The following is an 11,374-nucleotide window of genomic DNA, read 5'->3' as shown; positions in this document are numbered from 1 at the left end:
CGTTTATCCTCTTCTTTTAAAATAACCTAATAATTTTTTTACATAGCTTTCATCAACACGACAATCAATAGCACCAGCACCTGATTTTGTAAAACTTTCTTTATAGTACGCTACTTTTTGATGATAGAACTTGTTATAATTATTGCGCAACTTTTTTGATGCCGTATTTACAAGCATTAACTCTCCCGTTTCACCGTCTTGCATTTGAACCACTCCTAAATTTGGAATGGTTTCTTCGCGTTTATCAAAAATGCGAATACCTGTAACATCATGTTTACGCGAAACAATTTTCATGGTTTGATGGTAATCATCGGCAATGAAATCAGATAACACAAATACAATAGCCTTCTTTTTCATAACATTTTGCATGAATTTCAAGGCTTCGGCTAAATTGGTTTGTTTACTTTCTGGTTTAAACTCAATGAGCTCTCTGATAATGCGAAGTACATGCGAGCGGCCCTTTTTAGGCGGAATATATAATTCTATTTGATCTGAAAATAAAATAAGTCCTATTTTATCATTGTTTTGCGTTGCTGAAAACGACAGAGTTGCAGCTATTTCAGTTACAACTTCATTCTTGAATTGCTGACTGGTACCAAACATTTCAGAGCCTGACACATCAACCATAAGCATCATGGTTAATTCCCTTTCTTCTTCAAAAACTTTTACAAAGGGTTCGTTATAACGTGCGGTTACATTCCAATCAATATTTCTTACATCATCACCAAATTGATACTGGCGTACTTCACTAAACGTCATACCACGCCCCTTGAAAGTAGAATGGTACTCTCCTCCAAAAATATGATCAGACAACCTACGTGTCTTGATTTCAATTTTCCGTACTTTTTTTAGTAATTCTTTGGTATCCATTTTTTAATTGTCTATTGACTATTTTGTATTGATTATTGCTGTTTAATAATCAATTGTTGGTAATCAATTGTCAATTTTATGGCACTTCTATTTCGTTTACAATTTTATTGATGATATCTTCTGAAGTTACATTTTCGGCCTCGGCTTCATAGGTAATACCTATTCTGTGTCTTAACACATCATAAACTACGGCGCGAACATCTTCTGGAATAACATACCCACGTCTTTTAATAAAGGCATAACATTTAGCTGCTGTTGCCAAACTGATACTACCACGAGGTGAGGCCCCAAATGAGATTAAAGGTTTTATATCAGCTAGTTTATATTTTTCTGGATAACGGGTTGCGAAAATAATATCTAAGATATATTTTTCTATTTTTTCATCCATATACACTGCCTTAACAGCCTCTTGTGCACGTATAATTTGATCAACCGAAACTACCGCTTGAACTTTTTCCCAAGCCCCTTTAAGGTTAGCCCTCATGATTAACTGCTCTTCTGCAATTTTTGGATAATCAATCACTGTTTTTAGCATAAAACGGTCTACCTGTGCCTCTGGTAAAGGATAAGTTCCTTCCTGCTCTACAGGGTTTTGGGTAGCCATAACCAAGAATGGTTTATCAAGTACAAACGTTTCATCACCAATGGTTACTTGCTTTTCTTGCATGGCTTCCAGCAGTGCTGATTGTACTTTTGCAGGCGCCCTATTAATCTCATCGGCAAGGACGAAATTGGCAAAAATAGGCCCTTTTTTAATTGAGAAATCATTCTCTTTAATGTTGTAAATCAAGGTTCCCACTACATCAGCAGGTAATAAATCTGGTGTAAACTGAATTCTACTAAAACTACCACTTACCGCTTGAGATAGGGTATTAATGGCTAATGTTTTTGCTAATCCAGGTACACCTTCAAGTAAAATATGCCCTTTTCCTAACAAGCCAATAAGTAAGCGTTCAACCATATGCTTTTGCCCCACAATGACTTTATTCATTTCAAGCATTAGCAAATCAACAAAAGCACTTTCTTTTTCTATTTTTTCATTAATCGACTTAATATCAATAGTACCTGTTTCTTCCATCATTTTGTATTTAATTAGCGGCTCGAATATACTGCCCTCATTTGAGCATTGCAAAATGTTAAAAAAAAACTTTAATTCTTGTTAATAATTGGTTAAAATATTAGGTTTTGCTACGTTAATTAATACTTAAAAAAAAGAGCGACACTTTATGGTATCGCTCTTTTCATATATGTTTTCAATCCTATTTTTAAGGGGTCACAACTAAAGTGGCATCAACTACCTCTGCTTCTCCTGGCTCAATTGTTACATTAATGTTCTGAGACACATAGCCTTCAGCAGTAATAGTCACTGTATAATCTCCAGGAACTACATCTTCAATCATGTAATCTCCTTCAGCGTTTGTTTCAACACTAGTTTCTTCATTAATAGAAACTGTTGCTACCACATTTTCAGCCAATCCAGAAATTTTTCCACTAATGGTTCCTGTTTTTAGCATTAATTCAATTGGATCTGCAATAACAGTAACCTCACCTTTCACAACTACAACACCAATAGCTTCGCCGTAACTATAATCTGAAGCTTCATCTAGAGGCATCACCTTAACATCATAAGTTCCTGCTGGAACGCCCCATAAAGCAAATGCTCCATTTTCATCTGTTAATGCTGAAATTACAAAATCATCTTCTGTTTCTGGTGTTCCCATATCATCTACTAAAACAGAAGCCATAGATGGTACATCTGTTGGCGTTACCGTACCTTCAATGATGCCAGAGCTTTTTTCAGCACTTACATACAATACTGGTTTTAAAATGATATTTCCTGAATTACCAGCGTGTACAATAGATTTTTCAACATCAAAATCTAAAACAAACTCATAGGTATATCCTTCTTCAATAACTTCATTGACTTTAAGCTTAAGACCTGATTGTTGTGCACTAGGTGTTTTTAAATCAAATTCTTCACCTTGATCTTGATCATTTTTAATTACAATAGTATTTCCATCACCAAGTACTAAACGCATTTGACTTAAAGTACCTGCTGGTATTGGAAACCTATCCACTAAAACCTTACTAAAACCACCAGTAAAGTCTAACAAGTTAACTATTCCATCTTCTGCATCTAATGATATCCAACCGCTTTCATCATCGCTATCATCATCCATTTTAATCATGACATCAACAATTTCAACATTTACAGCTTCATATTCACCAGGCGCATCAACCAAGCGAATTGAAATTCTGGGATCTCCTTTTTGAACAGAATCAGAGTCTGAATCATTACAAGAAAACACAAAGGTTAAAAAGAGTAATGGTAATAAAAATTTCATTTGTTTTACAATATTCATAGTTTTTCAATTTTTAATGGTTCAATCTTATTTACGGTAAAAAGAACGGAATGGATTATATTTTATTTTGCGAAATGTGAAGAATTCCTAAACAAAACCTGCTCATAGACATCTAAACACCTAACTATCAAATTTTAATAAATTAACTTTCAATAATACGATTTTGTTATGCTTTTAAGTATTTTTATATGTGTATTACAGATATACTAGCCATGTTGTTGCTGGTAATCCGTTAATCGAAAAAAACAATGAAAACAACTGCACTAATAACAGGAGCCACCAGTGGAATAGGCGAAGCTACTGCACATGAATTTGCTAAAAAAGGCATCAGACTAATTTTATGTGGTAGGCGCTTGGAACGCTTAAAACAACTTCAGAATACTTTAAAAAAGTTGACAGATGTACATATTTTAGACTTTGATGTGAGCGATAAAAATGCGGTATTAAAAGCTATAACATCCTTACCTTCAAAATTTCAACATATAGATGTATTAATCAATAACGCAGGAAATGCACACGGATTAGACCCAATTGAAAAGGGCTCTATAGATGACTGGGATGCCATGATGGACAGCAATGTTAAGGGGCTACTATACGTGAGTAAGGCGATTATCCCGCAAATGACAGAAAGAAAATCTGGTCATATTATTAATATCGGTTCATCGGCAGGAAAGGAAGTTTACCCTAAGGGCAATGTGTATTGCGGAAGTAAACACGCTGTACTGGCCATCACAGAAGGCATGCGTATAGATCTTAATCCGTATGGCATAAAGGTAGGGGCTGTAAATCCTGGTTTAGTAGAAACGGAGTTTTCAAAAGTAAGATTTAAAGGCGGAAAAGAGGCCGATTCGGTATATTCAGGCTTTAAAGCGTTACAGGCACAAGACGTAGCCGAAGTCATTTATTTTGCTATTTCAAGACCTCCACATGTTAATATTGCTGATGTCTTAATGTTTTGCACAGCCCAAGCCAATAGCACCATTGTAAACAAAACATGATTAACAAAAAAAGCCCTCTTAAAATATGATTAATAAACGTTTACTTATAAAACACCTTTTGGCCCATAACGATGAAAATAGTTTTTATGACAAGAAACGTAAAATTGATATTAGTCACAAAGAAGGTAAAGCCAAGTTTTTAAAGCATATTTGTGCCCTTTCGAATAGTAACCCTAAAAACAATTCATATATCGTAATCGGTGTTGAAAATGACGACAGCAATATAGTAGGTGTTGATTTTTTTGATGATAGTAAAATTCAAAACCTCATTAATGCCTATCTAACTAATCCGCCCATTGTACAATACGAAAATATACCGTTCCCACATTTACCTGATGACCGCGTTGTAGGCCTAGTCACTATCAGACCTACAGGTTTAATCACGTCATTGCGAAAAAATATTTGGAAATACTATGGTGGTTCTATTTTCTTAAGAGACGGCAGCATGAGCATGCCTAAAGTTTTCGATATTGTCATTAAGGATGTTAATTCTGAAATTGTTGCAGCCATTGAAAAAAATGCGCAAAATAACATTGAACACACCTTAAATGGTGTTTTTGATTTTATGAATACGCGCAAAGACTACCACCCTACCTATAAAGTCTTTAAAGAATATTTTGTGGTTTGCTGGTCTGGGCAAAAAAAGGAAGTAAAAGATGAGATATTTTATTCAAGAGTAGACATAGAGCTTATTAATGAGCAAGTGCGTTTATTTTTTTCGGCGTTAGACGAAGTTTCTATAGATACAACAGATGATAGTTTTAAAATAATTGAATATGTGAATTTAGGCCTTCAGGGCGCAAACAAGTATTATCAATTGGAAGAAACGTTAATAACCTTTGAAGATAATGCGCATTACCATATAGCCACAAAATTGCTGTTTAAAGCCCCTCAATTTGATAAAAAAATACTCCATCACATTTATAATGCAAATAATGCTATTCTTAGCCGAATGAAAAAAGGCCTACCATTAAACCAGAGTCAAGAACGCGATTTGCAAAACTTACCTGTTACTTATCTCATTTGTTACTTAAATAATTTTGAGGAAGCACTGAATAAGTTAACCGAAGCCAAACCTTTGTTAAAAGCACATAGCCCTAAAATATATAAACTGTATAAAGAAGCTATTAGAATTTTAAGAAAAGTGAAATACAGTTAATCCTTAACCTTAATTTAACCTTAAAAACTGAAAATGAAATAAAAATGTTTTATTTTTGTCTTGCTATTAATCTTTTTAAGATATAACCTTGCTTCTCCCAAACAATTTGGCATTGAGGCAAGGTTTTTTTTGACTATATAAAATCTAATTGATAAAACGATTTGTTCAATACCTTTGTATCATTTACTTCTAACCACTTATTAAGTACCGTGGCGTAAATGGTTCTAAAATCAATTTCAAATTTCAAATCGCCATTATCATCTAGGTTACTTAAATTGGGCATCCTATTGTACAAGCCTTGTTTTTTAAGATTTTCGCCAATAATAAAAACATTATTTGCTGTACCGTGATCGGTACCAACACTAGCATTCTGTTTTACACGTCGTCCAAATTCAGAAAATGTTAAAATCAAAGTATCCTTAAACGTGTTATTGGCTTTTAAATCTTGAACAAAAGCCTCAATCCCTTTAGCATAGATGTTTAACAAACGTTTTTGGGTAGCCAATTGATTTACATGTGTATCAAACCCACCTAAAGACGTATAAAATACTTTGGTGTTTAAGTTAGAATTTATAAACTGTGCTGTAGTTTTTAATTGCTTTCCAAATTTGTTACTTGGGTATTCTTTAGTACTAGAAATGGTTTTGCTGGCTTCATAAATATATTTTGCAGAAGACTCCGCTGCAATCATAGTTTTATAGAGATATCCTAGATTATGCTCGCTTAGGTGTGCATCATTTTGATGTTTCGTTACGTGCCTAAAATAAGGGTCTTTTGAAAGGTTATACAAGGCTTTAGAATCTTGAGTGGCCATGGCATTAAAATGCTCGCCTTTCATGGCTAAGGACAAACTTTCATCAATTTCAATAGCAGAATAAGGTTGCTTACCATAATGATCTAAATAGCGTCCTATCCAGCCGCTTTGAGCATATTCGTTAGAATCACTAGCGGTTTGCCAAATATCCATTGACCTAAAATGTGATCTGTTTGGATTGGGATACCCTACATTATTTATAATTGATAAATAACCCTGATCATACAAGTTTTTTAAGGGTTTTAAACTACTATGTAGCCCAACCTCATCATTGATTTTAAGGATATCCTTTGTTGCAATGCCCAGTGACGGACGTTCACTATAATACAAATCATTCCTAAACGGAATTACCGTATTTAAACCATCATTACCTCCTGATAGTTGAATGATAACCAATCGTTTATATCCCAATTGACTACTCGCCACATCTTCAAAAGCCTTAACAAAACTAGGCACAAAAAACAAGCTACTCGCTAATGATGATTGCTTTAAAAAATTTCTTCTGTCCATAACTTAACACATTTGATATTCGGGTAATGACATCAACTGAATGCAATATTCTTGCTTTGAAACTTTTTCTAAACTCTTTAAATAATGCGCTGTTCCATCATTAATTGGACAAGCTAAAAGTACACTTTCCATATCTTTGAACGGAACCGTTTTAAATTGCTTATTGAAGTAAGCCCAGTCTGTTTGCGTATTAAATCGTTTACCATAGGTTTTCTTAAACATGGCTTTTTTAGATTCTAATTGCTCATCATTAGTACCATTTTTCGCTTTTGAAATGTAGGCGCCATTAGTTAAAAGTGAAGGTAGTTTTAATCTTAGTACAATGGTGTTACTATCAATCCAACTTCTTCCGCCTTTCCATCCAGCAACATTAGGCGGATCTAACAAGGTTTGTCCTAACAATTTTTGCAGATACAGTAGCTGTTTTTGATTTTTAAATGTTACGGGAACCACCTTTTTTAAACCAACTAAAAACTCAATAGGTGATTTAATTTTTATCCCCATATTTTCTTCGTCATAAAACCAATCAGACATAAAGACGTAATGCATAAGCGTTTCAATGTTATAATCGTTATAAAAAACGGCGGTCATCGCTTCAATATGATCTTGATTCAAAGTATCATTCACAAAATATTTGTATACTTTGGTGCATATATATTTTGCACATTGTTTTTGTTCTAAAATAATATCTATAACAGCTTCACCATCAAAGTTACCTGTTTTACCCATAAAAGTTTTTTGTCCCTCGTCATGCGTTCGTTTTCTAAAAACAAATTCCCCTTGCAAATTATGAGAATATCCTGTGAATGCTCGGGCACTTTCTTTTATATCTTCTTCAGTATAATGACCAACACCAAGTGTAAACAACTCCATAAGTTCACGTGCAAAATTTTCATTTGGTTTCTGCTTTTTATTTTGCTTGGTATTTAAATACTTTGTCATGGCAGCTTCCCTTGAAACTGCTTTTACAAAGGCACCAAAATCACCTAGAGCATAACGCCTTAACGTATTATTGAACTGCTGTATATAGTTGATGTTGTTATCTTCACACACAAAATGATTTGCCCAAAAAAGTGTCATTTTTTCTCGCAATATCTCATTGGTTGTAGCGAGTCTGTCAATCCAGGCTGCGTTGAGTTCTATTTGTTTTTGTCTACTTATTTTCTGAATTTTTCTTCGGGTTTCAGCGTCTAACTTTTTATCTGTCATCATCGCGCTGAACATGTGTTTTATTTCAGAAGTATCTACTTCAAGTGAAGTCATCGGCTTTGAGTTCTTAAAAAGCTCATTAACAACCTTTTTTTTACTTTTTTTAGACAACCGTTCAATATCCTTTGGTAATATTCCAAAACCGACGCGCCAATATAAATGCTGAATGTGTTTAGGTTTCATGTAATGAACTTTTAAAGTAGTTATGAAAGATAGCATTATAGTGTATGCTTAGACTTAAAAATTGGGAAATGGTTTAATTACCTCATAGATAAGATACAAAAAAACCGACCCTTAAAAGGAATCGGTTATAACTTACTTTTCCTTTTTCAATCACAAATCAAACTTAATACCTTGTGCCAAAGGTAAATCTGTAGTATAATTAATCGTATTGGTTTGTCTGCGCATATAAATTTTCCAGGCATCAGACCCCGATTCTCTACCTCCCCCAGTTTCCTTTTCGCCACCAAAGGCACCACCAATTTCGGCTCCCGATGTACCAATATTTACGTTTGCAATACCACAATCGCTTCCCGCATGCGATAAAAACTGCTCGGCTTCTCTTAAATTATGTGTCATTATAGCTGAAGATAAGCCCTGAACCACATTATTTTGAATGGCTATGGCATCTTCAACCGCTCCTGAATATTTCAATAAATAAAGTACGGGTGCGAAAGTTTCATGTTGTACAATTTTAAAATGTGGTTGCGCCTCTGCAATAGCTGGTTTTACATAACACCCACTTTCATAGCCCACACCTGATAACAGACCGCCTTCAACAATCAATGTTCCTCCTTCTTCAACAACTTGATGCAATGCATTTTGATACATAGCTACCGCTCCCGAGTCTATAAGTGGCCCCACATGGTTACTTTCATCTAAAGGATTTCCTATGCGTAATTGATTATAGGCTTTAACTATGGCTTGTTTTACTTGATTATAAATAGATTCATGTATAATTAACCGTCGTGTAGATGTACATCGTTGACCAGCAGTCCCTACAGCTCCAAAAACAGCACCGATTACCGTCATTTTTATATCAGCGTCTGGTGTTACAATAATAGCATTGTTTCCTCCTAACTCTAAAAGTGTTTTACCTAATCTGGCAGCTACCACTTGCGCAACAGTTTTACCCATTCTAGTAGAGCCTGTTGCTGAAATTAATGGTATTCTACTATCTTTAGTCATAAATTCACCTACCTTATAATCCCCGTTTATTAAACACGATATACCTTCAGGTAAATTATTTTTTGCAAAAACTTCAGCAGCCATATTTTGGCAAGCTATACCACAAAGCGGTGTTTTTTCACTAGGTTTCCATATACAAACATCACCACAAATCCATGCTAGAGCAACATTCCATGACCAAACAGCAACTGGAAAATTAAAGGCAGAAATGATTCCCACTACGCCTAGTGGATGATACTGCTCATACATACGATGACCAAAACGTTCACTATGCATTGTTAAACCATGTAATTGTCTGGATAAACCCACTGCAAAATCACAGATATCAATCATTTCTTGTACTTCTCCTAATCCTTCTTGATAACTTTTGCCCATTTCATAAGATACCAACTTACCCAAAGCTTCTTTCTTTTCCCTAAGTTTATCCCCAAATTGTCGTACAATATCGCCTCGCTTTGGTGCTGGCATCAATCGCCAAGTTTTAAACGCCGATGTTGCAGCATTTACCACCTGTTCATAATCAACTTTTGTGGTTGCTTTTACACTACCTATTAGGCTGCCATCAACTGGAGAATAACTTTTAATGAGGTCTCCATTTGAAAACTGATTTAAACCTGTTGACGAACCTTCGTTGACATGTTTTATACCTAAAATTTCAAGCGTATCATCTATTCCAAAACTTACAGTCATTCCTTACTATTTTATTGATTTTTTAACTTTTTTATTATATATTACGAATATAATAATATAATGTTGTTTTTTGTAAATTTAATAGAATCAAACCATTGTCAATTTCTAATTAACAGTATTATAGATAGAGATAGTACTTTTACCCTAAAACACTTATTAAACTAAGGCTTTCTCACCACCGTTTTTATCATACTATGATCTGAAACCCATGTATTTCGTTTCGTTGAACATACTATCTCAATATCTTTAGACACCCAAATTTGATCTAAAGAAAGTAAAGGGATACCCCAAAACCAGGTTTCTCTAAACCCTATACCATTTCCATAAAAAAAGTGAACATAATTAGACTTCAACTTTTTTAAAAATATAGATTCATAGGGGATATTAAAATCGCCAAGAATAACAGTGTTTTCTTCTACCTTAATGATAGAATTAACAAAACGCCACTCCCAAGATCTTGGCACATCTGTGCTTCCTTGTGCATCTATTGCGTAAAAGTTTGTATGTGCTGTTTGAAAATGCACAACATTAGTATTAAAATCAGAAACCGTATCTAGCTTAACTAAAATGGGGGTTTTAGACAATATTTTTAATTCACCTTTTGATTTATAAAAATGAAAAAAGGGGTGGTCAGGTATTACATCCTGAACATCGGAATGAACAGCTTCTGTTAAAACCAAAAGGTCAGGTATCTCTTTATTTATGTCTAAAGCTTTTTTATAGTCATTATCTCTTGAGGCATTCCAAAAAACAATCTTTACATCATCTGGCTTTGATGTTTTAGAAAAGTTAAATGAAAAACTTCTTCCCACCCAAATCAAGAATAACACACTGGCTATCCATATATTGTATTTCATTTTTTTACCTAAAACTATAGACATCCCTAAAACCACCATAATAATTAAGGGTAAAGGGAAGGTATAAAACCACAAGGACGATTGATAGGTTGCGTCTTTTACAAAAAAATGCAACAACAATAATGCAAGAATTATGAGCAGATTTACGCAAAAAACGAATGCTCTTAAGAAATTCATCATTTATCTCAATTGAAAGCCTTTTGCCGCCCACCAAGGGTGAATCTCAATTTTTAATCGGCCCGCCTTTACCATAGGATCTGCATTGGCTAAACTATCTGCCATTTTTAATGTTGGAACGTTATAAATGGTCACACCTCTAATCTCGCCATCATCTCCAAAAGGCCCAGAAATATCAGCATAACCCAATTCATACATTTTTGATAAATGAGCCAGATGTTGTTCTTGTAACTCAGCTGATTCTTCTTCGTTTTGTCCTCTTATAGGTCCTGCTTTTAAAAATGCCATAAAATACTGTTGCATCAAAATGGTGTCTTGGGTTGTTTCATCAACGTAGTCAAAAATTTTAAACCCTTTACTTTTTAATTCTGCTTTAATTTGTTTTGTTGTTTTAACAGACTCAACCTCTTCAATAATGCTATCAACAACTACCTCTGTAATAGTTTCAACATCCTCTAATTCTTGATTTACTTGCTTTTCATTTTTGCATCCAACTGCAACAAAAATCACCAATAACTGTACAAATAATATTTTCATAA

10 protein-coding genes are annotated in these 11,374 nt (G+C 34.3%); 2 read left to right on the top strand and 8 right to left on the bottom strand.

The genetic code is table 11. The annotated features are described in order from the left end of the window. Positions 1–3: 3 nt before the first annotated feature. The 3 genes from FGF67_RS01365 to FGF67_RS01355 all read right to left on the bottom strand — a co-directional run bounded on the left by FGF67_RS01365 (position 4) and on the right by FGF67_RS01355 (position 3,233). A complete protein-coding gene (locus tag FGF67_RS01365) occupies positions 4–870 on the bottom strand; it encodes a DUF58 domain-containing protein (protein WP_139694657.1) in 867 nt (288 codons plus the stop codon). 76 nt (positions 871–946) lie between these two features. Continuing rightward, positions 947–1,948 carry an AAA family ATPase gene (locus tag FGF67_RS01360; protein ID WP_139694732.1) on the bottom strand — a complete coding sequence of 334 codons (1,002 nt, stop codon included), beginning with the start codon at positions 1,946–1,948 and terminating at the stop codon, positions 947–949. A 187-nt stretch (positions 1,949–2,135) separates the two neighbouring features. Then, a complete protein-coding gene (locus FGF67_RS01355; protein WP_158293157.1) occupies positions 2,136–3,233 on the bottom strand; it encodes a DUF4382 domain-containing protein in 1,098 nt (365 codons plus the stop codon). 248 nt (positions 3,234–3,481) lie between these two features. On the opposite strand from FGF67_RS01355, the gene FGF67_RS01350 reads away from it, so the two are divergent. After that, positions 3,482–4,231, top strand: coding sequence for an SDR family NAD(P)-dependent oxidoreductase (locus FGF67_RS01350; protein WP_139694656.1), 750 nt, complete (start codon positions 3,482–3,484; stop codon positions 4,229–4,231). 25 nt (positions 4,232–4,256) lie between these two features. Further along, complete coding sequence (locus FGF67_RS01345; RefSeq protein ID WP_139694655.1) at positions 4,257–5,390, top strand: ATP-binding protein; 1,134 nt, start codon at positions 4,257–4,259, stop codon at positions 5,388–5,390. Between the two features lie 133 nt (positions 5,391–5,523). On the opposite strand, the gene FGF67_RS01340 is transcribed toward FGF67_RS01345, so the two are convergent. The 5 genes from FGF67_RS01340 to FGF67_RS01320 all read right to left on the bottom strand — a co-directional run bounded on the left by FGF67_RS01340 (position 5,524) and on the right by FGF67_RS01320 (position 11,372). Next, a complete protein-coding gene (locus tag FGF67_RS01340; protein WP_139694654.1) occupies positions 5,524–6,714 on the bottom strand; it encodes a DUF1501 domain-containing protein in 1,191 nt (396 codons plus the stop codon). Positions 6,715–6,717: 3 nt separating this feature from the next. Then, the gene (locus FGF67_RS01335) at positions 6,718–8,106 is read right to left on the bottom strand and encodes a DUF1800 domain-containing protein (protein ID WP_139694653.1); all 1,389 of its coding nucleotides are present in this window, start codon (positions 8,104–8,106) and stop codon (positions 6,718–6,720) included. 150 nt (positions 8,107–8,256) lie between these two features. Next, positions 8,257–9,801: an L-piperidine-6-carboxylate dehydrogenase gene (amaB, locus tag FGF67_RS01330; RefSeq protein ID WP_139694652.1), complete on the bottom strand. Its 1,545-nt coding sequence runs from the start codon at positions 9,799–9,801 to the stop codon at positions 8,257–8,259. A gap of 161 nt (positions 9,802–9,962) precedes the next feature. Continuing rightward, positions 9,963–10,838 (bottom strand): endonuclease/exonuclease/phosphatase family protein, encoded by an 876-nt coding sequence (locus tag FGF67_RS01325; protein ID WP_139694651.1) that lies wholly within the window; start codon positions 10,836–10,838, stop codon positions 9,963–9,965. Continuing rightward, positions 10,839–11,372: a YciI family protein gene (locus tag FGF67_RS01320; RefSeq protein ID WP_139694650.1), complete on the bottom strand. Its 534-nt coding sequence runs from the start codon at positions 11,370–11,372 to the stop codon at positions 10,839–10,841. Between the last annotated feature and the right edge of the window lie 2 nt (positions 11,373–11,374).

Source organism: Allotamlana fucoidanivorans (genome assembly GCF_006265225.1).
GTDB lineage: Bacteria > Bacteroidota > Bacteroidia > Flavobacteriales > Flavobacteriaceae > Allotamlana > Allotamlana fucoidanivorans.
The sequence above is the reverse complement of the archived record's forward strand: the minus strand, read 5'-3'. Positions and strand labels throughout refer to the sequence as shown.

Bases quoted from the DNA above. Each gene is read 5' to 3' on its own strand.
- FGF67_RS01365 (WP_139694657.1), bottom strand. From the start codon at position 870: ATGGATACCAAAGAATTACTAAAAAAAGTACGGAAAATTGAAATCAAG.
- FGF67_RS01360 (WP_139694732.1), bottom strand. From the start codon at position 1,948: ATGGAAGAAACAGGTACTATTGATATTAAGTCGATTAATGAAAAAATA.
- FGF67_RS01355 (WP_158293157.1), bottom strand. From the start codon at position 3,233: ATGAATATTGTAAAACAAATGAAATTTTTATTACCATTACTCTTTTTA.
- FGF67_RS01350 (WP_139694656.1), top strand. From the start codon at position 3,482: ATGAAAACAACTGCACTAATAACAGGAGCCACCAGTGGAATAGGCGAA.
- FGF67_RS01345 (WP_139694655.1), top strand. From the start codon at position 4,257: ATGATTAATAAACGTTTACTTATAAAACACCTTTTGGCCCATAACGAT.
- FGF67_RS01340 (WP_139694654.1), bottom strand. From the start codon at position 6,714: ATGGACAGAAGAAATTTTTTAAAGCAATCATCATTAGCGAGTAGCTTG.
- FGF67_RS01335 (WP_139694653.1), bottom strand. From the start codon at position 8,106: ATGAAACCTAAACACATTCAGCATTTATATTGGCGCGTCGGTTTTGGA.
- amaB (WP_139694652.1), bottom strand. From the start codon at position 9,801: ATGACTGTAAGTTTTGGAATAGATGATACGCTTGAAATTTTAGGTATA.
- FGF67_RS01325 (WP_139694651.1), bottom strand. From the start codon at position 10,838: ATGATGAATTTCTTAAGAGCATTCGTTTTTTGCGTAAATCTGCTCATA.
- FGF67_RS01320 (WP_139694650.1), bottom strand. From the start codon at position 11,372: ATGAAAATATTATTTGTACAGTTATTGGTGATTTTTGTTGCAGTTGGA.